At 70.6% G+C, this 20,312-nt stretch carries 20 protein-coding genes; 15 read left to right on the top strand and 5 right to left on the bottom strand.

Annotation, left to right across the window (positions count from 1 at the left end; genetic code table 11):
- Positions 1-49: 49 nt before the first annotated feature.
- Positions 50-1,102, bottom strand: a complete 1,053-nt coding sequence (gene sepH / locus ACWEBX_RS31075; RefSeq protein WP_451888116.1) for a septation protein SepH — start codon at positions 1,100-1,102, stop codon at positions 50-52.
- A gap of 472 nt (positions 1,103-1,574) precedes the next feature.
- On the opposite strand from sepH, the gene ACWEBX_RS31070 reads away from it, so the two are divergent.
- On the top strand, positions 1,575-2,378 hold the full coding sequence (locus ACWEBX_RS31070; RefSeq protein WP_451888115.1) for a hypothetical protein: 804 nt from the start codon (positions 1,575-1,577) through the stop codon (positions 2,376-2,378).
- Here the strand turns inward: ACWEBX_RS31070 and ACWEBX_RS31065 are convergent.
- Both ACWEBX_RS31065 and ACWEBX_RS31060 read right to left on the bottom strand, forming a co-directional pair.
- On the bottom strand, positions 2,302-3,621 hold the full coding sequence (locus ACWEBX_RS31065; RefSeq protein WP_451888114.1) for a D-arabinono-1,4-lactone oxidase: 1,320 nt from the start codon (positions 3,619-3,621) through the stop codon (positions 2,302-2,304). The two genes, ACWEBX_RS31070 and ACWEBX_RS31065, sit on opposite strands and share 77 nt — an antisense overlap.
- Positions 3,581-4,819 (bottom strand): MFS transporter, encoded by a 1,239-nt coding sequence (locus ACWEBX_RS31060; RefSeq protein WP_451888113.1) that lies wholly within the window; start codon positions 4,817-4,819, stop codon positions 3,581-3,583. The genes ACWEBX_RS31065 and ACWEBX_RS31060 overlap by 41 nt, the downstream gene beginning before the upstream one ends.
- 280 nt (positions 4,820-5,099) lie before the next feature.
- On the opposite strand from ACWEBX_RS31060, the gene ACWEBX_RS31055 reads away from it, so the two are divergent.
- Entirely contained in the window at positions 5,100-6,227 is a 1,128-nt protein-coding gene (locus ACWEBX_RS31055; protein WP_451888112.1) for a ferrochelatase, read from the top strand.
- A gap of 8 nt (positions 6,228-6,235) precedes the next feature.
- Positions 6,236-7,051 (top strand): inositol monophosphatase family protein, encoded by an 816-nt coding sequence (locus ACWEBX_RS31050; RefSeq protein ID WP_451888111.1) that lies wholly within the window; start codon positions 6,236-6,238, stop codon positions 7,049-7,051.
- Positions 7,052-7,139: 88 nt separating this feature from the next.
- Here the strand turns inward: ACWEBX_RS31050 and ACWEBX_RS31045 are convergent, their stop codons facing one another.
- Complete coding sequence (locus tag ACWEBX_RS31045; protein WP_451888110.1) at positions 7,140-7,313, bottom strand: hypothetical protein; 174 nt, start codon at positions 7,311-7,313, stop codon at positions 7,140-7,142.
- Between the two features lie 415 nt (positions 7,314-7,728).
- Between ACWEBX_RS31045 and ACWEBX_RS31040 the strand changes: the two genes are divergently transcribed.
- From ACWEBX_RS31040 to ACWEBX_RS31025, 4 genes are all read left to right on the top strand, one after another.
- Complete coding sequence (locus ACWEBX_RS31040) at positions 7,729-8,382, top strand: response regulator transcription factor (RefSeq protein ID WP_355766483.1); 654 nt, start codon at positions 7,729-7,731, stop codon at positions 8,380-8,382.
- Between the two features lie 6 nt (positions 8,383-8,388).
- A complete protein-coding gene (locus ACWEBX_RS31035) occupies positions 8,389-9,621 on the top strand; it encodes a sensor histidine kinase (RefSeq protein WP_451888109.1) in 1,233 nt (410 codons plus the stop codon).
- A gap of 394 nt (positions 9,622-10,015) precedes the next feature.
- A complete protein-coding gene (locus tag ACWEBX_RS31030) occupies positions 10,016-10,312 on the top strand; it encodes a DUF4193 domain-containing protein (protein ID WP_003997302.1) in 297 nt (98 codons plus the stop codon).
- Positions 10,313-10,325: 13 nt separating this feature from the next.
- Entirely contained in the window at positions 10,326-11,237 is a 912-nt protein-coding gene (locus ACWEBX_RS31025) for a hypothetical protein (protein ID WP_451888108.1), read from the top strand.
- Between the two features lie 102 nt (positions 11,238-11,339).
- On the opposite strand, the gene ACWEBX_RS31020 is transcribed toward ACWEBX_RS31025, so the two are convergent.
- Positions 11,340-11,816, bottom strand: a complete 477-nt coding sequence (locus ACWEBX_RS31020) for a DUF3093 domain-containing protein (protein ID WP_451888107.1) — start codon at positions 11,814-11,816, stop codon at positions 11,340-11,342.
- 58 nt (positions 11,817-11,874) lie between these two features.
- On the opposite strand from ACWEBX_RS31020, the gene ACWEBX_RS31015 reads away from it, so the two are divergent.
- The 8 genes from ACWEBX_RS31015 to ACWEBX_RS30980 all read left to right on the top strand — a co-directional run bounded on the left by ACWEBX_RS31015 (position 11,875) and on the right by ACWEBX_RS30980 (position 20,111).
- A complete protein-coding gene (locus ACWEBX_RS31015) occupies positions 11,875-12,459 on the top strand; it encodes a PaaI family thioesterase (protein WP_451888106.1) in 585 nt (194 codons plus the stop codon).
- Positions 12,460-12,503: 44 nt separating this feature from the next.
- Positions 12,504-12,995, top strand: a complete 492-nt coding sequence (gene dut, locus ACWEBX_RS31010) for a dUTP diphosphatase (RefSeq protein ID WP_451888117.1) — start codon at positions 12,504-12,506, stop codon at positions 12,993-12,995.
- 1 nt (position 12,996) lies between these two features.
- Positions 12,997-13,761: a DUF3710 domain-containing protein gene (locus ACWEBX_RS31005; RefSeq protein WP_451888105.1), complete on the top strand. Its 765-nt coding sequence runs from the start codon at positions 12,997-12,999 to the stop codon at positions 13,759-13,761.
- Between the two features lie 321 nt (positions 13,762-14,082).
- On the top strand, positions 14,083-15,303 hold the full coding sequence (locus tag ACWEBX_RS31000; RefSeq protein ID WP_451888104.1) for an alginate lyase family protein: 1,221 nt from the start codon (positions 14,083-14,085) through the stop codon (positions 15,301-15,303).
- Positions 15,304-15,590: 287 nt separating this feature from the next.
- The gene (locus ACWEBX_RS30995; protein ID WP_451888103.1) at positions 15,591-18,134 is read left to right on the top strand and encodes an ATP-binding protein; all 2,544 of its coding nucleotides are present in this window, start codon (positions 15,591-15,593) and stop codon (positions 18,132-18,134) included.
- Entirely contained in the window at positions 18,131-18,814 is a 684-nt protein-coding gene (locus ACWEBX_RS30990; protein WP_451888102.1) for a response regulator, read from the top strand. The genes ACWEBX_RS30995 and ACWEBX_RS30990 overlap by 4 nt, the downstream gene beginning before the upstream one ends.
- 127 nt (positions 18,815-18,941) lie before the next feature.
- Positions 18,942-19,340 (top strand): OB-fold nucleic acid binding domain-containing protein, encoded by a 399-nt coding sequence (locus ACWEBX_RS30985; protein ID WP_078943188.1) that lies wholly within the window; start codon positions 18,942-18,944, stop codon positions 19,338-19,340.
- Between the two features lie 3 nt (positions 19,341-19,343).
- A complete protein-coding gene (locus tag ACWEBX_RS30980) occupies positions 19,344-20,111 on the top strand; it encodes a DUF3159 domain-containing protein (RefSeq protein ID WP_451888101.1) in 768 nt (255 codons plus the stop codon).
- The last annotated feature ends 201 nt before the right edge of the window (positions 20,112-20,312 follow it).

Raw genomic sequence — 20,312 nt, 5'->3', positions numbered from 1 at the left:
GCACCGGACGGGTGCGGGCCCCGCCGTCATGCACGAGCCGTGGATCCGGCTATTCCTGCTTCTTGCGGCGCGTACCGAAGACGATCTCGTCCCAGCTCGGGACCGCCGCTCTGCGGCCGGGGCGGACGCCGTCGGCCTCGGCCTGGCGGTCCGTCGCGCCGACGAGCCGGTCACGATGGCTGCCCACCGAGCGGGGCATGAGCACGTCGGCGTACGCGGAACCGGCACCCGCCGAGGCGGCGGGAGCCGGGGGCTCCTCCTCCTCGGGCTCGGGAGCGGGCTCCTCGGCCGCGGGGCGCTCGGCGGGGGCGGGCCGCTCGGGCACGACCATGTCGCCCCGGAAGCTGGGCACCGCTTCCAGAAGGCTGGTCAGCGAATCCCGGTCCTCGGCCTCCTCGCCGGGTTCCGGGGGGGCCGGGGGCAGGCTCGGCCGCTCCGTCTGACGTTCCAGGGCGCGGTCCAGCGGGCGGTCGCGGGGCAGCCGGGCGATCCGCGGCACGAACGGGAAGCTCGGCTCGGGTGCCGCGAGGTCGTCCGACTCGCCGATCAGCGAGCGCGCCTCGTCGTCGACGGCCTGGACGAGCCGCCGGGGCGGGTCGTAGGTCCAGCTCGCGGCGTGCGGTTCGCCCGCGACCCGGTAGACCAGCAGAACTTCCCAGGTGCCGTCGTCGCGGCGCCAGGAGTCCCACTGGACGGTGTCCTTCTCGGCACCCCGGATCAGCAGCCGCTCCTGGACCGCCTCACCGAGCTGGGGGCCGGCGTTCTCGCCGGGACGGCGGACGGGAGTCTTCCTGGCGCGCTCGGCCATGAAGGCGCGCTCGGCCAGCACGGGACCCTCGAAGCGGCGCACCCGATCGACGGGGATGCCGGCGAGCTGGGCGACTTCCTCCGCGGAGGCTCCGGCGCGTATACGTGCCTGGATGTCGCGGGGGCGGAGGTGGCTCTCCACCTCGATCTCGATCTGGCCGAGGCGGGGACGGTCGCCGCGTACGGCGGCACGCAGCCGCTCGTCAATCGGAAGCGTGTATTCCGTACTGTCCGCAGCCTTCAGCACCAGCCGTGTGCCGTCGTTAGAGACGGCCACGACACGCAGTTCGGGCATGGGGACCTCCCGGGTGGTGCCTGCCGACGTCACGTGCGTCGCTGCTTCCGCTAGTCGAGTGTGGCCTGCCCGGGTGCAGCCTGCCACAACCTTGCCGAGTTGCCCGGCGTGTCGGGCACGGGCCCGGGGTCGCCGTTATGGCACGGTTACCTATTTGCAACGCTAAGTGACGAACTCCATCACCCTGTGCAACGAGCCCCCTCCCGGCGGTCCTGCAAGGCCCCGGACACCCTGGCGGGAGTCCGGATCCAGGGCTCGCAACAGTACTCCATTCGGGCCACTTGCGTGGATCGGCACGCCGCCCAACTTCTAGCGGGGGGTGGTAGTTGGCCGATCCCGGCGCCCGTTCGACGGTCGGTGGACGTGGCGCACTTCACGTAATCGGCAGAAACGGAACTTATCGTTTCGCCTGTACGTCCCTTTCTCGTACGATCGGTCGATCAAGTACGGGAAAGGCAGGCAAGATCCGGGAATGCGTGAGAAGCCGGAAGTCGGCGGCGAACAGCCGGGTGCCGACGTGGAACCGAGGAAGAGGCGGCTGGACCTGAGCGTCCCCCAGGTGGCGGGGAGCGCGGTCGCCGCGGTGGTGGCGGCGAAACTCGCGTCCTACTTCGGTGTCTACGGGACGATCCTGGGCGCCGGGCTGGTCAGTGTCGTCGCCACCTGCGGAGGAACGGTCTTCCAGCACTTCTTCAAGCGCACCGGCGAACAGATCCGTGACGCGAAGGTGCCGCCGACACCGAAGCCCCGGACGCTGCCCGGTCATCCTGGGGAGTTCACCGAGGGGACCGTCTACCGCGCGCGGGTGACGAGTTGGAAGAGGCCGCTGATCGCGACCGCTCTCGTCTTCGGCGTCACGATGGCCGGAATCACCACGTACGAAATGGTCTCGGGGCAGAGCTTCAGCGGCGACGGCACCAGTACGACGGTCGGCGACGCCTTCAAGGGGCACACGTCCGGCTCGGGGAACAGCGAGCCGGACACGACACCGTCCACGGGGTCCTCGCCGTCCTCGCCGGCGGCCTCCCGGCAGGCGCCGGCGCCGTCCGCGGACGGCGCGGGACCGGGAGACAGTGCCGGATCGGGTGACACGGGCGGCGACGGTGCTGACACGTCCGCCGCGCCGACCCCGGGGGACGGCACTTCGGCGGAGCCGGAGGCGGGGGAGGGCACCCCGGCCCCCGGACCCAGTGAGACCGCTACGACCCCAGAACCCTCCGCAAGTAGTCATTCGCAAAGCGCCGGTCAGGATCGAGACGATCCCGCAGCGCGGTGAACTCGCCGAAGCGCGGGTAGGCCCGCGAGAAGTACTCCGCGTCGCGGGTGTGCACCTTGCCCCAGTGCGGCCGGCCCTCGTGCGCGGTGAAGATCCGCTCGGCCGCGGTGAAGTACGCCTGATAGGGGGTGCCCCGGAACATGTGGACGGCTATGTACGCGCTGTCCCGGCCGGACGCCGTGGAGAGCGTGATGTCGTCGGCGGGCGCCGTCCGCACCTCCACGGGGAAGCTCACCCGCAGGTCCGAGCTGTCGACCATCGCCTTCAGCTCGCGCAGCGTCTCGACGAGGGCCTCGCGCGGCACCGCGTACTCCATCTCCACGAACCGCACTCGGCGAGGCGAGGTGAAGACCTTGTACGGGATGTCGGTGTAGGTCCGCGCGGACAGCACGCGGCTGGAGAATCCGGCGATCGAGGGGATGGCGGCGGGGACGGCCCGGCCGAGCAGGTTGGCCACCTGGAAGGCGCCGTTGGAGAGGAACTCGTCCTCGATCCAGCCGCGGACGGGGCCGACCGGGTTCTCGGGGCCCGCGCTGCGGTTGTTGCGCTTGGTGTTGCAGTTGCCGGTGTGCGGGAACCAGTAGAACTCGAAGTGCTCGTTCTCGGCGGAGAGTTCATCGAAGTCGGCGGTGACCTTGTCGAAGGTCATCGGCTCCTCGCGGGCCGTGAGCAGGAAGATGGGCTCCACGGCGAAGGTGATCGCGGTGACGATGCCCAGGGCGCCGATGCCGATGCGGGCCGACGCGAAGATCTCCGGGTTCTCGCTCGCGGAGCAGGACAGCACGGAGCCGTCCGCCGTCACCAGCTCCAGGCCCGTGATCTGGGCGGCGATCGAGGCCGAGTCGCGCCCGGTGCCGTGCGTTCCGGTGCTGGTCGCCCCCGACACCGTCTGTTCCATGATGTCGCCCATGTTGGTGAGCGACAGACCCTCGCGCGCCAGGGCCATGTTGAGTCTCTTGAGCGGGGTGCCCGCCTCGACCGTGACCGTCATGGCCGTACGGTCGATCTTGCGGATCCCGGTCAACAGTTGAGGGCGGATCAACACACCGTCGGTCGCGGCGGCGGCCGTGAAGGAATGCCCGGTGCCGACGGCCTTCACCGTCAGACCGTCCTCGGCGGCCTTCCGCACGGCGGCGGAGAGTTCGTCCACCGAGGCAGGGGTGACCTCCCGGACGGGAAGGGCGGTGACGTTTCCCGCCCAGTTACGCCACGTGCCGCTCTTCTCGCTCACTGCGGTGCTCATGAGACCCTCCCCGCTGCAGAACCGGCCTGCTGAGCCGGCGGTACCCGAGGAAACCGACCGCGACCGCGACGGCCCCGGACACGGCCGGAACCCCGTACCCGGCCTTCGCGCCGGCGGAGTCGATCACCCAGCCGGCCACGGAGGAACCGAGCGCGACCCCGACGGCGAGTCCTGTACTCACCCAGGTCATGCCCTCGGTCAGTTTCGCGCGAGGTACGTGCTGCTCGATGAGGGACATCGTCGTGATCATCGTGGGAGCGATGGACAGGCCCGCAACGAACAGCGCCACGGCCAGGAACGGCAAGTTTCCGACCAGTAGGAGGGGGATCATACTCACGGCCATCGCGCATATGCCCAGCAGCCATCTGCCTTCCGCCGCCCCCTTGAAATGCAGCAGCCCGAAGACGGCTCCCGCGAGGCAGGAGCCCGCCGCGTAGAGGGCCAGGACGATGCTCGCGGCGCCCTTGTGGCCCTGCTCCTCGGCGAAGGCGACGGTGACGACGTCGACGGCTCCGAAGATCGTCCCGGTCGCCACGAACGTGGCCACGAGGACCTGGAGTCCCGCCGAGCGGAGCGCCGAGCCGCCGCTGTGCTGTCCGCGCGGATGCGGGCGGGGCTCGGTGGCGCGCTGGGAGGTCAGCCAGAAGACCCCGGCCGCCAGGAAGCAGGCGGCGAGCAGAGGGCCCGCCTCCGGGAACCACACCGTGGACAGGCCGATGGAGATGATCGGCCCGAAGATGAAACAGATCTCGTCCACCACGGACTCCAGGGAGTACGCGGTGTGCAGTTGCGGGGTGCCTCCGTAGAGCGCCGCCCAGCGGGCCCGGACCATCGCGCCGATACTCGGGACGCAGCCGATGCCGGCCGCGCACACGAACAGGACCCAGTCCGGCCACCTGTAGTGCGCGGCGACCAGCAGCCCCCCGGCCGCCGCGAGCGCGAAGACCGTCACCGGTCGCAGGATCCGCCGCTGACCGTGCCGGTCCACCAGACGCGAGACCTGCGGGCCCATCGCCGCGGCCGCCAGCGCCATGGTCGCCGACAGGGCGCCCGCGAGGCCGTAGCGCCCGGTGAGCTGGGAGATCATCGTGACGACGCCGATGCCCATCATGGACAGCGGCATCCGGCCGAGCAGGCCCGCGGCGGAGAAGCTCTTGGAGCCGGGAGCGGCGAACAGGGCGCGGTACGGGCTGGGCACGAGGGTCTCCGTCGGCTCGGCGCGGCCCCTCCCCGTCACCACGGGCGGGCCGCACTCGGTAAGGCGTGAAGATGGCCGATACAGCTTACTGGTTAGGTAACCCTAACGCAGCCTCTCGTACCCGTCCGACCGTTTGTCCGGGCGGCGGCCGCCCGGACACGCGCTCCCGCCCTCCGCGCCGCCGTCGCCCGCCCGGCTCCGCCCGACCGTTCCGCCGTCGTCGCCCGCCCGTCCCCCGGCCGGTTATCGGCTGTCGGAGACGGGTGGCAGGATCGGACGCATGCCAGACGTGCTCGATGCCACCCCCTACGACGCCCTGCTCCTGCTCTCGTTCGGCGGTCCGGAGGGCCCGGACGACGTGGTCCCCTTCCTGGAGAACGTGACGCGCGGCAGAGGCATCCCCAAGGAACGCCTCAAGGAGGTCGGGCGGCACTACTTCCTGTTCGACGGGATCAGCCCCATCAACGACCAGAACCGCGCGCTGCTCGACGCGCTGCGCAAGGACTTCGCGGAGCACGGTCTGGATCTGCCGGTCTACTGGGGCAACCGCAACTGGGCGCCGTACCTGACTGACACGCTGCGCGAGATGGCCGCGGACGGGCGGCGCCGGATCCTGGTGCTGGCCACCAGCGCGTACGCCTCGTACTCGGGCTGCCGGCAGTACCGCGAGGATCTGGCGGGCGCGCTGGCCCTCCTGGAGGGGGAGGGGCTGGAGCCGCCGAGGGTCGACAAGCTGCGGCACTACTTCAACCATCCCGGGTTCGTCGAGCCCATGACTGAGAGTGTCCTCAGGTCGCTCGCGGAGCTGCCCGCGGACGTCCGGCCGGGCGCGCACCTGGTGTTCACGACGCATTCGATCCCGGCCGCCGCCGCGGACACCTCCGGTCCCGCCGAGGGTCACGGCGAAGGCGGCGCCTACGTCCGCCAGCACCTGGACGTGGCCCGGCTGATCGCGGACGCGGTGCGCGAGAAGACCGGGACCGACCGCCCGTGGAGGCTCGTGTACCAGTCCCGCTCCGGGGCCCCGCACATCCCGTGGCTGGAGCCGGACATCTGCGACCACCTGGAGGAACTGCGGGGAGCGGGAGCCCCGGCGGCGGTGATGGTGCCGATCGGGTTCGTCTCGGACCACATGGAGGTCCTGTACGACCTGGACACCGAGGCACGGGCGAAGGCGCTGGAGCTGGGGCTGCCGGTGCGCCGTTCGGCCACCGTGGGCTCCGATCCCCGGTTCGCCGCGGCGGTCCGTGAGCTGGTGCTGGAGCGCGCCGCGGCCGAGAGCGGCCGGCAGGTGACACGGTGTGCCCTGGGCGCGCTGGGCGCGAGTCACGACCTGTGCCCGGTGGGCTGTTGTCCGGCCCGTACGCCCAAGCCCGCCGCCGCGGGCGCCGACAGCCCTTACGCATGAGGAGCCACGTGACCGAGCCCCTGCACACCGAACTCCTCCAGCTCGCGCACGAGGCCGCCCGCCGCGCGGGAGAACTGCTGCGCGACGGCCGCCCAGCAGACCTCGCGGTCGCCGCCACGAAGTCCAGCCCGATCGACGTCGTCACCGAGATGGACATCGCCGCCGAGAAGCTGATCACCACGCTGATCGCCGAGCACCGCCCCGACGACGGCTTCCTCGGCGAGGAGGGCGCCGCCAGCGAGGGCACCAGCGGCGTCCGCTGGATCGTCGACCCGCTCGACGGCACGGTCAACTACCTGTACGGGCTGCCGACCTGGGCGGTGTCCATCGCGGCCCAGCAGGACGGCGAGACGGTCGTCGGCGTCGTGGCGGCACCCATGCGCGGTGAGACGTACCACGCGGTCCGCGGCCGGGGGGCCAGGGCGTCGGGGGCCTGGGTCGGCGAACGCCGGCTGGCCTGCCGCCCGTCCCCGCCGCTCGACCGGGCCCTCGTCTCGACCGGCTTCAACTACGTGACCGAGGTCAAGGTCCATCAGGCCGACGTGGCCCAGCGGCTCATCCCGCTGGTGCGCGACATCCGGCGCTCCGGCTCGGCGGCGGTCGACCTGTGCGACGTCGCGGCCGGCCGCCTCGACGGCTACTACGAACGCGGTCTGCACCCCTGGGACCTCGCGGCCGGGGACCTGATCGCCCGGGAGGCGGGCGCGGTGACCGGTGGACGCCCCGGAGAGCGCCCCGCAGGCGATCTCGCTGTCGCGGCCTCCCCGGGCGTCTTCGAGCCCCTCCAGCGGCTCCTGGAGGACTTCGGCGCCTGGCACGACTGACCCCGCCCCTCGGGACGGCCGAGCGAGGGAACGAGAGCGGGGCCCCGGTACTGGATCGATACCGGGGCCCCGCTCTCGTACGTGCTGATCAGACGCGTGCGGCGCCGACCTGCACACCGTGCTCGGCGGCAAGGCGGTGCAGGTCGTCCAGCTCGGCCTGCTCGACCTCCGCGAGGAAGTCGTCGCCCGTCTCGCGAGCTCGGGTCAGGTCGGTCTCGGTCGCCCTTATGCGCTGCAGAAGTCCTGTGGTGAATGCGTCCATGCTGCGCCCCCTCGTCCTGGGTCGTGGGTCGGGTGGCACGGGGGTGTGCCGATGGGAAGGGGCGATCACGTCTCCGAATGGGGTGCCCAGCGCTGCCCGGTCTGGGCGGCGACGGTGCCGGACACCCACGCCCGCTCTGCGGAAGCGGTTGGACGTACCACAATGTGGCTTGCCACATGCAGAGCGTGATCGCGGGGTGTAAAGCCGTCCTCCCCGCGCTCTCTTCCGTGGAAACCTCAACCCGACGAGAAAATCTCGCATTCCCGGTCCCCCGGACGCGCTTCCCTGGCGCCTCCCCCGCCTTACAGCCGGTTTATGGCCGAAACGGGCAGGATGGAGCTCTCATCCGTGACGGACCTGCCCGCGTGGTGCGCTGGAACGTGCCCCGCCGGTGGACAGAGGAAGGACAAGCGACGTGCGCGTACTCGTCGTCGAGGACGAGCAACTGCTCGCCGATGCGGTGGCCACCGGACTGCGCCGGGAGGCCATGGCCGTCGACGTCGTGTACGACGGCGCGGCCGCGCTGGAGCGCATCGGGGTCAACGACTACGACGTGGTCGTCCTCGACCGCGACCTCCCGCTCGTGCACGGCGACGACGTCTGCCGGAAGATCGTCGAGCTCGGCATGCCCACGCGCGTGCTGATGCTGACCGCCTCCGGCGATGTCAGCGACCGTGTCGAGGGTCTGGAGATCGGAGCCGACGACTACCTCCCCAAGCCGTTCGCGTTCAGCGAGCTGACCGCCCGCGTGCGTGCCCTCGGACGCCGTACGAGCGTGCCGCTGCCGCCCGTCCTCGAGCGTGCCGGGATCAAGCTCGACCCGAACCGCCGCGAGGTCTTCCGTGACGGCAGGGAGGTCCAGCTCGCTCCCAAGGAGTTCGCCGTCCTGGAGGTGCTGCTGCGCAGCGAGGGTGCCGTCGTCTCCGCGGAGCAGCTCCTGGAGAAGGCCTGGGACGAGAACACGGACCCGTTCACCAACGTCGTGCGCGTGACCGTCATGACGCTGCGGCGCAAGCTCGGCGAGCCCGCCGTGATCGTCACCGTGCCCGGCTCCGGGTACAGGATCTGATCCACGGTGGCCACCACACCCGCGCCGCCCGCGGCGCCTCCGAAGCCCACCTGGGACCCCAGGAGAGCGGAACCGCCCTTCCCATGGCTGCGCCCGACGATCCGCATACGCCTCACGCTGCTGTACGGCGGCATGTTCCTGATCGCCGGCATCATGCTCCTGTCGATCATCTACCTGCTCGCGGCGCAGGCGCTGAACGTAGGCAGCGAACTCCCCTTCAAGATCATTTCAGGGCAGATCGGCAGCAGCACCTGCAACCTCCCGGCGGCGCCCTCCGCGGACGAGCTCAACCGCGCGATGGCCGACTGCGTGAACCATCAGCGTCAGCACGCCCTCGACGACCTGCTCAGCCGCTCGCTCCTGGCCCTGCTCGGCCTCGCGGTCATCGCCTTCGCGTTCGGCTACGCGATGGCGGGCCGTGTCCTCTCGCCGCTCGGCCACATCACCCGCACCGCGCGCGCGGTGGCCGGCTCCGACCTGTCCCGGCGGATCGAGCTGGACGGCCCGGACGACGAGCTGAAGGAGCTCGCGGACACCTTCGACGACATGCTGGAGCGGCTGCAGCGGGCCTTCACCGCCCAGCAGCGGTTCGTCGGGAACGCCTCCCACGAACTGCGCACACCCCTCGCGATCAACCGCACGCTCCTGGAGGTGCACCTCTCGGGACCCGGGGTGCCGACGGAGATGCAGCAGCTCGGCAAGACGCTGCTCGCCACGAACGAGCGCAGCGAACAGCTCGTCGAGGGCCTGCTGCTGCTCGCCCGCAGCGACAACCAGATCATCGAGCGCAAGCCGGTGGACCTCGCCGAGGTCGCCTCCCAGGCCATCGACCAGGTGCACGCCGAAGCGGAGGCCAAGGGCGTGGAGATCCGCGGGCTGCGCGCTCCGGTGGTCATCCAGGGCAATGGCGTCCTGCTGGAGAGGATCGCCCTGAACCTCGTCCAGAACGCCGTCCGGTACAACGTGCCGCAGGACGGCTGGGTCGAGGTCACGACCGCCACGGAACACGGCCGGGCGGTCCTGGAGGTGTCGAACACGGGGCCGGTCGTTCCCGCGTACGAGGTCGACAATCTTTTCGAACCCTTCCGACGGCTGCGCACGGAGCGTACGGGCAGTGACAAGGGCGTGGGCCTCGGCCTGTCGATCGTCCGGTCGGTGGCCCGCGCGCACGGGGGTCACATCGTCGCCCGGCCCCGAGAAGGGGGTGGCCTCGTGATGCGCGTCACCCTCCCCATCTGAGAGCATGTCGCGGACACGCGGCGATGTTCGCTTTGCGCGGAATTTTCGAGTCACCCACCCGAGTGACCCGTGTGTGATCGATCACAAGGACGATTTTCAGTCCATCTACTCTCCGTGATCATGTGAACTGCCGGAAAGCCGGGAAAATCCGGGTTTTCGGGGGTCCTGATCACGGGAAGTACACGGTGGGGCGCCTTTGAAGTGCGGCCCTGAGACCGTGTACGGTCCGCATCGCCATCCAAGCCGATCACTCTTGATGAGTCCGGTTGGGTGTCGATTGAGTAACAGACCTTGATGTGAGGCAAAATCTCCGCCTCGGGTCGGGCACAAGTCCGGCCTCTCACGCGTTACGTGCGCTGGAGACACCGCAGACACCCAGAGGGGGAGAGCGACAATGGCAACGGATTACGACACCCCGCGCAAGACCGACGACGACGTCGACTCGGACAGCCTTGAAGAACTGAAGGCTCGCCGGAACGACAAGTCGACCTCGTCCGTCGACGTAGATGAGTTCGAGGCCGCGGAAGGCCTGGAACTGCCCGGTGCGGACCTCTCGAACGAGGAGCTGGCCGTCCGGGTGCTGCCGAAGCAGCAGGACGAGTTCACCTGCATGAGCTGCTTCCTGGTGCACCACCGCAGCCAGCTGGCCCGCGAGAAGAACGGTCAGCCGATCTGCCGCGACTGCGACTGAGGCAGGGTCGGCCGTGAACGGCTCGACCCCACCTTGGAAGCGCCGCCTCCCCTCCAGGGCGGCGGACGAAGGGCCCTCCAAGGGCCCTGAAGGCGTGCGTGACGACGAGCGGGGCTCTTCCGAACAGGGATCAGCCTCGCTCGACCGAGCGGCCGCCACAGACGGCCTGACGGCCCCCACGGACGGTTCCTCGCCGGTGGCGAGGCGTCGTGTGGAGGCTGTCCGGGACGGGGTCAAGAGGGGCGTTACGAGGAGCGGCGTCCGCGCCAGGGCGGGCCTCGCGTATGTCACCGACCGCATCATCGACATCGCCCCACGGGTTCCCGTACGGGACCTGGGCACCCTCCGCGGACAGTTCCCGGGCCTCGGCCCCGAGGAGCTCGCGGACAAGCTCGTCGCGGGCGCCGCCGCCGCGACCTCCACCGTCGGCGCCGGCATCGGCGCCGCCGCGATGCTGCCGGTGCCGCCCGCCATGCCCACGGAGCTGGCCGCCGAGATCACCGCCGTCGCCGCGATCGAGCTGAAGCTGATCGCCGAACTCCACGAGGTGTACGGCCTGCGCCCGCAGGGCAACCTCAAGCAGCGCAGCACGGCCTATCTGCACTCCTGGTCGGGCGAGCGCGGCATCGACGTGGCCAAGCCCATGACGATCAATGCAGCGCTGGGCGGCCAGATGAAGCGCGAGCTGCGCCAGCAGATCATGAAGCGGACGGTCCGGGACCTGCCCAACTTGATGCCGTTCATGGTCGGAGCTGCCGTGGGCGCGGTCATGAACCGCCGCGACACCAAGCGCGTGGCCGGTCACATCCGCAAGGACCTGCGCAAGATGCAGGTCCCGTGGGACGCGCTCCCGCAACTGCCGCCGCTGGAGAAGCCGACGGACCCGGTGCGGATCGGAGAGATTCCGACAGACCTGGGGGAGTGACACCTTTCGCGGAGCGCCGGGGCCGCCAGTGCCCGCGACCACTCGCGCGCGCTCGGCGGGCCGTACCCGTCGCCGGTGGCTCGGGCGCCCGCCGCGGCCGTCTCAGCTCTCCGCGGGGCGGACCGACGCGCGTGCCGTCTCCAGGGCGGCGGCCAGACGCTCCGGCTCCCGGGTCGACAGGTACAGGTAGGGCGTCGGGTCCGCCGGGTCCGTGACCTGGACGCGCAGCGCGGTCGGGATGTACGAGCGCAGGAGCATGAAGGCGCGGGTGTCGGCCTTGTAGGTGCGCCAGGCCTGCGCTTCCTCCGGGTCCATGATCTCCGCGTCGCCGAGGGCCGAGACCGGGATGCGGGCATCCCCGGCGATCAGCGCGTCACCGACCACGCGAATGCGGATCGAGCCGTACGCGCTGGCCGCGACCGCCGCGACGGCGGTGCCGCCGACGAGCGCTCCGAGCATCGGCAGGGTGCCGAACGGGAGGAAGATCAAGGCCATCGCGAGCCCGACCAGGAAGCTGATCACCCACCACGACCGGGGCGCAGTAAGACGTTCTTCGTACGGGGAGGCCGAGAGCTGCATGACGTCAAGCTTGGCACGGTGCGAAGACTTGGTGGACGCGCGGGTAAGGTCTGCGGCTGTGAGTGGTACTTCCGCAGCTCTGACGCCTCCCGCCGACGCCGTAGCGCCGGTGCGGCACCCCGACGCGCCCGCCCCCGGAGAGCTCCTCGGAGCACACTACGAACACTGTTTCGGGTGCGGCGGAGCGCAGCCCCACGGACTCCATCTGGAGGCCCGCGCGGGCGAGGGCGTCACGATCACGGCGGAGTTCACGGTGCGCACCGTCCACCAGGGCGCCCCGGGCCTCGCGCACGGCGGCGTTCTCGCCACCGCGCTCGACGAGACGCTCGGCTCGCTGAACTGGCTGCTGCGGACGATCGCGGTGACCGGACGGCTGGAGACCGACTTCCGGCGCCCCGTCCCCGTCGACACCGTCCTGTATCTGGAGGCCGAGGTCACCGCGGTGGCCGGCCGGAAGATCTACTGCACCGCCGCCGGGCGGATCGGCGGCCCCGACGGCCCCGTCGCCGTCCGCGCGGACGCCCTCTTCGTCGAGGTGAAGGTCGACCACTTCATCGACAACGGCCGCCCGGAGGAGATCCGCGCGGCGATGAACGACCCGGACCAGATCCGGCGAGCCCGTGCCTTCGAGGTGAACCCGTGACCCGTAATCCCGGGGCCGACGAGCCCCGCCCTGAAGTCCCCGTGATGATCAGGCGCGTCGATCCGGAAGTCCCGCTTCCCGAGTACGCGCACCCCGGTGACGCCGGAGCCGATCTGCGCACCACCGAGAGCCGCGAGCTGAAGCCCGGTGAACGGGCGGTGCTGCCGACGGGAGTGGCCATCGCGCTGCCCGAGGGGTACGCGGCCTTCGTGCACCCGCGCTCGGGCCTCGCCGCCCGCTGCGGCGTCGCCCTCGTGAATGCCCCGGGGACGGTGGATGCCGGGTACCGTGGGGAGATCAAGGTGATCGTGGTGAATCTCGATCCGCGCGAGTCGGTGCGGTTCGAGCGCTTCGACCGGATTGCTCAACTGGTCGTCCAGCAGGTCGAGAAGGTTCGCTTCCAGGAGGTCGCGGAACTTTCCGACTCGGCGCGGGCCGCAGGGGGCTTCGGGTCCACCGGCGGCCATGCCGCTGTGGACAGCACAACGGGTGGGAATCGATACGCGTCGGTCGTATCCGACCGGGAAGGACAGTGACGTGTTCGGACGTCGCAAGAAGGGCAGTGCCGCCGAGGACGCGGCGGGCGAGGCCGAGCAGGTCGTCGACAGCGTCGACACTGAGGCGGACGAGGACGTGGAGCGCGGGCGCGTGAGGCTCGAACCGGAGCCGCGCCCCGACGGGCCCTGGGACAGTGCGGAGGTCCGTGATCCGGCCGAGGGCCGGGTGGACCTCGGTGGCCTGTTCGTGCCCGGAGTCGACGGCATGGAGCTGCGGGTCGAGGTCGCGGGCGACGCGATCGTCGCGGCGACCGTCGTCGTCAACGACAGTGCCGTGCAGCTCCAGGCCTTCGCCGCTCCCAAGCGCGAGGGCATCTGGGGCGAGGTGCGCGAGGAGATCGCCTCCGGGATCACCCAGCAGGGCGGTGTCATCGACGAGGTCGAGGGCCCGCTGGGCTGGGAGCTGCGGGCGCAGGTACCGGTCCAGCTCCCGGACGGCACGGGTGGTTTCCAGGTCGTGCGGTTCGTCGGCGTGGACGGTCCCCGCTGGTTCCTGCGGGGAGTGATCTCCGGGCAGGGCGCGGTGCAGCCGCAGGCCGCGGGTCTGCTGGAGCAGATCTTCCGGGACACGGTCGTCGTCCGCGGTGAGGGCCCGATGGCCCCCCGCGACCCGATCGTCCTGAAGCTGCCGAACGACGCGCAGATGGTCCCCGAAGCTGTTCAGCAGGAGGACCAGAGCGGCTCCCGCTTCTCCGGCGGCATGGGACAGCTCCAGCGCGGTCCGGAGATCACCGAAGTCCGCTAGACGGACGAAGGCCGGACGACGGCCCGACAAAGGTCGTACAAGGAATCGGGCAGACAGAAGGGCCGCATCCCCAGGGGTGCGGCCCTTTCCCGTGCGCGGGCTCGCCGGGCCCCGGCACACGTGCTGGCCCGGCTCCCGTGCGCGGATCCCCGGGGGGCTTGGCGTGCCCCGGCCCATCGCATTCCCGTATGTGAACGATGGTTGAGCAGCGGCGCTTTCTTCAGGCCTTGACGGAAGGCTGGTCCGTACCTATGGTCACCGGCCAGCGCACCATGTTCAGCATCCCGTGTGTAGTTCACATACAAGAATGGATGGCTCTGCATGTCCGACACCCCCACTCGGCATCGACGCCGACGGCGTCCGGCCCTCCTCGTCACCGTCGCCGCCGCGACCGCCGCACTCGTCGGCACCCTCCTGTCCTGGCCGGGCGCGCACCCGGCCGACGCGGCGCCCGCCACCTTCGTCCACCCCGGAGTCACCGTCTCCAAGGGACAGCTCGACTTCGCCCGTACCGAGGTTCTGGCCGGCGCCCAGCCCTGGAAGGGCGCCTACGACCAGATGATGGCGAGCAAGTACGCCTCGCTCACCCGCACCCCCACGCCCCGTGCGACCGTCGAGTGCGGCTCGTACTCCAATCCCAACTACGGCTGCACGGACGAGCGCGAGGACGCGATCGCCGCGTACACCGACGCCCTCGCCTGGTACATCACACGCGACGACCGGTACGCCAAGAAAGCCATCGAGCTGATGGACGCCTGGTCCGCGGTGATCAAGTCCCACACCAACAGCAACGCGCCCCTGCAGACCGGCTGGGCGGGCTCCTCCTGGCCCAAGGCGGCCGAGATCATCAAGTACACGTACACCGGCTCCTGGGCCAACTCCGGCCGCTTCGCGAGCATGCTGCGCGACGTCTACCTGCCCGAGATCATCAACGGCTCCAACTCCAACGGGAACTGGGAACTGTCGATGACGGAGGCCGCGGTCGGCATCTCCGTCTTCCTCGAGGACAGGACGTCCTACGACAAGGCCATGGCGAAGTTCCGGACGCGCACCGCCGCGTACGTCTACCTCTCCACCGACGGCGCCGTGCCGAAGACGGTGCCGAGCCAGAACCTCGACACCACGGCGAAGATCGTCAGCTACTGGCAGGGGCAGTCCACCTTCGTTACCGGGCTCACCCAGGAGACCTGCCGCGACTTCACCCACACCGGCTACGGCATCTCGGCCATCGCGCACGTCGCCGAGACCAGCCGCATCCAGGGGCAGGACCTGTACGGCACCGACGTCGGCGAACGGCTGCGCCAGGCGCTCGGCTTCCAGTCGAAGTACCAGCTCGGCGCGGCCGTGCCGAGCTGGCTGTGCGGCGGCTCGCTGAACCTCGGGCTCGGCCCGGTCACCGAGGTCGGCTACAACGCCCTGCACAACCGCCTGGGCATCGCGATGACCAACACCCAGGCACTCACCCGGCAGAACCGCCCGGCCGGCGCGAACAACCTCTTCGTGGCGTGGGAGACGCTGACGCACGGTGACAATCTCGCGTGAACCGAATCCGGGGTCCCGTCCGATGAGGGGATGAGGGAACGGGGGTCCGGCCGGGACGCCGGCGCCCGGTCCACCGGGGATCACAGGGAGCACGGGGAGAGAACATGAGCCAGACCGAGACCGGCACCACCGCTGTCACCAGTGCCACCGCGTGCGAGGCATCGGAGTGCGGGGCATCAGAGTTCCGTCAAGGACGTTCCCCGGCGGGCCGCTCGTCCCCTTCGCCGGGAATCCTGGCCGTAAGGTCGACGCTGCGTACACAGCGGTGACAGGAAGACAATAGGCTCATGGGACGCGGCAAGCTTCGGATCTACCTCGGTGCGGCTCCGGGCGTGGGCAAGACCTACGCGATGCTGTCCGAGGCGCATCGCCGCATCGAACGCGGGACGGACTGCGTGGTGGCGTTCGTCGAGCACCATCACCGGCCTCGGACCGAGGTGATGCTGCACGGCCTGGAGCAGGTGCCGCGCAAGGAGCTGGAGTACCGGGGCGGCGTCTTCAGCGAGATGGACGTGGACGCCGTGCTCAGCCGCGCCCCGGCCGTCGCCCTGGTGGACGAACTGGCGCACACGAACGTGCCCGGCTCCCGCAACGCCAAGCGCTGGCAGGACGTGGAGGAACTGCTCGCCGCCGGCATCGACGTCGTCTCCACCGTCAACATCCAGCACCTGGAGTCACTGGGTGACGTCGTCGAGTCGATAACGGGTGTACGGCAGCGCGAGACCGTGCCGGACGAGGTGGTGCGGCGGGCGGACCAGATCGAGCTGGTCGACATGTCGCCACCCGCGCTGCGCCGTCGCATGGCCCACGGCAACATCTACAAACCCGACAAGGTTGACGCGGCCCTGTCCAACTACTTCCGTCCGGGCAACCTCACGGCCCTGCGTGAGCTCGCGCTGCTGTGGGTCGCCGACCGGGTCGACGAATACCTGACGGAGTACCGCAGCGAACACCGGGTCTCCAAGATCTGGGGATCGCGGGAGCGGATCGTCGTCGGGCTGACCGGCGGCCCGGAGGGGCGGACGCTGATCCGGCGTGCGGCGCGACTGGCCGAGAAGGGCGCGGGCGGCGAGGTCATGGCCGTCTACATCGCCCGCAGCGACGGCCTCACCTCCGCCTCGCCCAAGGAGCTGGCCGTCCAGCGCACCCTGGTCGAGGACCTCGGCGGCACCTTCCACCACGTGGTCGGCGACGACATCCCCGCTTCCCTGCTGGACTTCGCGCGTGGGGTCAACGCCACCCAGATCGTGCTCGGCTCCTCCCGCCGCAAGACCTGGCAGTACATCTTCGGTCCGGGCGTGGGCACCACGGTGGCCCGGGAGTCCGGCCCCGACCTGGACGTCCACATCGTCACCCACGAGGAGGTCGCCAAGGGGCGCGGCCTGCCGGTGGCGCGCGGAGCACGGCTCGGGCGCTCCCGGATCATCTGGGGCTGGGCGATCGGCATCGGCGGGCCCGTGGCCATGGCCCTGCTGCTCAACACCATCGACCTCGGCCTCGCCAACGACATGCTGCTGTTCCTGGCGGTCACGGTCGCGGCGGCCCTGCTCGGCGGACTGCTCCCGGCCCTGGCCTCGGCCGCCTTCGGCTCGCTGCTGCTGAACTACTTCTACACACCGCCCCTGCATCGGCTGACCGTCGCCGACCCGAAGAACATCGTCGCCATCGTGATCTTCGTGGGCGTCGCCGTCTCCGTGGCGTCGGTGGTGGACCTGGCGGCCCGGCGTACGCACCAGGCGGCGCGGCTCCGGGCCGAGTCGGAGATCCTCTCCTTCCTGGCGGGCAGCGTGCTGCGCGGCGAGACCAGCCTGGAAGCCCTGCTGGAGCGCGTCCGGGAGACCTTCGGGATGGAATCGGTCGCCCTGCTGGAGCGCGCGGGCGACGTCGACCCGTGGACGTGCGCGGGCAGTGCGGGACCGGCGCCCGCGACCCGCCCCGAGGACGCCGACGTCGACATGCCGGTCGGCGACCACATGGCGCTCGCCCTCTCCGGACGCGTCCTGCCCGCCTCCGACCGCCGTGTACTGGCCGCCTTCGCCGCGCAGGCCGTGGTGGTCCTCGACCGCCAGCGCCTCCAGTACGAGGCGGACCAGGCCAAGGAGCTGGCCGAGGGCAACCGCATCCGCACCGCCCTGCTGGCCGCGGTGAGCCACGACCTGCGCACCCCGCTCGCCGGGATCAAGGCGGCGGTCTCGTCCCTGCGCTCCGACGACGTGGCCTGGTCCGACGAGGACCAGGCCGAGCTCCTCGAAGGCATCGAGGACGGCGCCGACCGCCTCGACCACCTGGTGGGCAACCTGCTGGACATGTCGCGGCTCCAGACCGGCACGGTCACTCCGCTGATCCGCGAGATCGACCTGGACGAGGTCGTCCCGATGGCACTCGGCGGCGTCCCCGAGGACAGCGTGGACCTGGAGATCCCGGAGAGCCTGCCGATGGTCGCCGTCGACGCCGGACTCCTGGAGCGCGCCGTCGCCAACCTCGTCGAGAACGCCGTCAAGTACAGCCCCGTCGACGAACGGGTCCTGGTCGCCGCGAGCGCCATGGCCGACCGCGTGGAGGTGCGCGTGATGGACCGCGGCCCCGGCGTCCCGGACGAGGCAAAGGACCGGATATTCGCGCCCTTCCAGCGCTACGGCGACGCCCCGCGCGGCACCGGAGTGGGCCTCGGCCTCGCGGTCGCCCGCGGCTTCGCCGAGGCGATGGGCGGCACCCTCAACGCCGAGGACACCCCCGGCGGCGGACTCACCATGGTGCTCACGGTGCGGGCGGTGGACCGCCGTCCCGACCTGGCAGCCCGAACAGCGGTAGCGGAAAGGCAGGCTTCATGACCCGGGTCCTCGTGGTCGACGACGAGCCGCAGATCACCCGAGCCCTCGTGATCAACCTGAAGGCACGCAAGTACGAGGTGGACGCGGCCCCCGACGGAGCCACCGCGCTCCAGCTCGCCGCCGCCCGCCATCCCGACGTCGTCGTGCTCGACCTCGGCCTGCCCGACATGGACGGCGTCGAGGTGATCAAGGGGCTGCGCGGCTGGACCCGGGTGCCGATCCTGGTGCTGTCCGCCCGGCACTCCTCGGACGAGAAGGTCGAGGCCCTCGACGCGGGCGCCGACGACTACGTCACCAAGCCCTTCGGCATGGACGAACTGCTCGCCCGGCTGCGCGCCGCCGTCCGCCGCGCGGAGCCCACCGGGGGCGGCGAGGACGACGTGATCGTGGAGACCGCGGGCTTCACCGTCGATCTGGCGGCGAAGAAGGTGCAGCGCGACGGGCGGGACGTCCGGCTCACCCCCACCGAGTGGCATCTGCTGGACGTGCTGGTCCGCAACTCCGGCCGGCTCGTCGGCCAGAAGCAACTGCTCCAGGAGGTCTGGGGCCCGTCCTACGGGACGGAGACGAACTATCTGCGGGTCTACATGGCTCAGCTCCGCCGCAAGCTGGAGGTGGACCCCTCGCACCCGAAGCACTTCATCACCGAGCCGGGGATGGGCTACAGGTTCGAACGGTGACGCGATCATCCCCCGTCGATCGTCTGTGCGAGCAGCGGCGGTCGCCCGATCGAGCGCGGTCCGCGGCCGGTTCGGGCGGCCGTGCCGCGGGTGCGAAGCTGTCGGCGCCCCCCGGTACGCTTTCGGTATGAGTGCTGTTCCTCGTTCCGAAAAGCCGGCGGGCCGCTTCCGGCGCATGATGGACCGGCTCTCCTCGTCCCAGGAGGACCTGGAGTCCGAGGAGCTGCGGGAGGACACGGCGACCGCGGGGTGTACCCGTATCGGTGACTGCCACGACCGGCAGATCGTCACGGTTACTGGTACCTTGCGCACGGTCACTCTGCGGCCGAGAGCCGGTGTGCCGGCTCTGGAGGCCGAGCTGTTCGACGGCTCGGCCGCCCTGGACGTGGTCTGGCTCGGCCGTCGTTCCATCGTCGGCATCGAGCCCGGACGCAAGTTGATCGCCTCGGGCCGTATCTCGATGAGCCGGGGCCGTAGGGTGTTGTTCAATCCGAAGTACGAACTCAGACCCCTCGGACGGGAGTAGCCGGTGACGTCGCTCGACAAGCCGACCGAAGACGCCCAGGACGCCCAGCAGGATGCACGGGCGGTGACCGAGGCCGCACTCTTCGAGGCGTTCGGCGGCGTGCGCGGCATGGTCGAGACCGTGGTGCCGGGCCTGCTCTTCGTCACCATCTTCACGATCAACAAGGACCTGCACTGGGCGGCGATCGCCGCCCTCGCGGTGTCCCTGCTGCTCGTCGTGGTCCGCCTGGTGCGGCGGGACACCGTGAAGCACGCCTTCAGCGGGGTCTTCGGCGTCGCCTTCGGCGTGGTCTTCGCGATGATGACGGGCAACGCGAAGGACTTCTACCTGCCGGGCATGCTCTATACGCTCGGCCTCGCCATCGCCTACATCGTGACCACCCTCGCGGGCGTCCCGCTGATCGGGCTGATCCTCGGCCCGGTCTTCAAGGAGAACCTCTCCTGGCGCACCCGCAACCCCGGCCGCAAGAAGGCGTACGCGAAGGCCAGTTGGGCCTGGGGCCTGATCCTGCTCGCCAAGTGCGCGGTGCTCTTCCCGCTCTACTGGTGGGCCGACACCGCCCAGTTCGGCTGGGTCCTGATCGCTCTGAAGATCCCGCCGTTCCTGCTCGCCGTCTGGCTCACCTGGGTCTTCCTGGCCAAGGCGCCGCCGCCCATCGACGTGTTCGCGGAGATGGAGGCCGAGGAGCAGGCGGAGAAGGAGCGCAAGGCCGCGCTCGCCCAGGAGCGCGGCGACGCTCCGGCCCCGGCCAGGCACCGCCGCGAGGCGTGAGCCCGGCAGCGCCGAGGACGCCTCCGGGCGACTGAGCGCGAACCGCGATACGACGAAGCGGCAACCGCGGTACGACAAGCGCGGACCGTGGTACGACGAAGGGGGCGCCCGGAGAATTCCGGGCGCCCCCTTCGGGGGAACACCCCGCGAGACAAGAAGGCCCCCGCGGGGGTGGGGACCCCGCCCGGGCCGAGCGGGAGC

The organism is Streptomyces sp. NPDC005070 (assembly GCF_053600395.1).
This window is presented reverse-complemented; position numbering and strand designations above follow the sequence as displayed.

Excerpts from the sequence above, each read along its gene's own strand:
- sepH (WP_451888116.1), bottom strand. The coding sequence starts at position 1,102 with ATGCCCGAACTGCGTGTCGTGGCCGTCTCTAACGACGGCACACGGCTG.
- ACWEBX_RS31070 (WP_451888115.1), top strand. The coding sequence starts at position 1,575 with ATGCGTGAGAAGCCGGAAGTCGGCGGCGAACAGCCGGGTGCCGACGTG.
- ACWEBX_RS31065 (WP_451888114.1), bottom strand. The coding sequence starts at position 3,621 with ATGAGCACCGCAGTGAGCGAGAAGAGCGGCACGTGGCGTAACTGGGCG.
- ACWEBX_RS31055 (WP_451888112.1), top strand. The coding sequence starts at position 5,100 with ATGCCAGACGTGCTCGATGCCACCCCCTACGACGCCCTGCTCCTGCTC.
- ACWEBX_RS31045 (WP_451888110.1), bottom strand. The coding sequence starts at position 7,313 with ATGGACGCATTCACCACAGGACTTCTGCAGCGCATAAGGGCGACCGAG.
- ACWEBX_RS31030 (WP_003997302.1), top strand. The coding sequence starts at position 10,016 with ATGGCAACGGATTACGACACCCCGCGCAAGACCGACGACGACGTCGAC.
- ACWEBX_RS31020 (WP_451888107.1), bottom strand. The coding sequence starts at position 11,816 with ATGCAGCTCTCGGCCTCCCCGTACGAAGAACGTCTTACTGCGCCCCGG.
- dut (WP_451888117.1), top strand. The coding sequence starts at position 12,504 with ATGATCAGGCGCGTCGATCCGGAAGTCCCGCTTCCCGAGTACGCGCAC.
- ACWEBX_RS31000 (WP_451888104.1), top strand. The coding sequence starts at position 14,083 with ATGTCCGACACCCCCACTCGGCATCGACGCCGACGGCGTCCGGCCCTC.
- ACWEBX_RS30995 (WP_451888103.1), top strand. The coding sequence starts at position 15,591 with ATGGGACGCGGCAAGCTTCGGATCTACCTCGGTGCGGCTCCGGGCGTG.
- ACWEBX_RS30990 (WP_451888102.1), top strand. The coding sequence starts at position 18,131 with ATGACCCGGGTCCTCGTGGTCGACGACGAGCCGCAGATCACCCGAGCC.
- ACWEBX_RS30985 (WP_078943188.1), top strand. The coding sequence starts at position 18,942 with ATGAGTGCTGTTCCTCGTTCCGAAAAGCCGGCGGGCCGCTTCCGGCGC.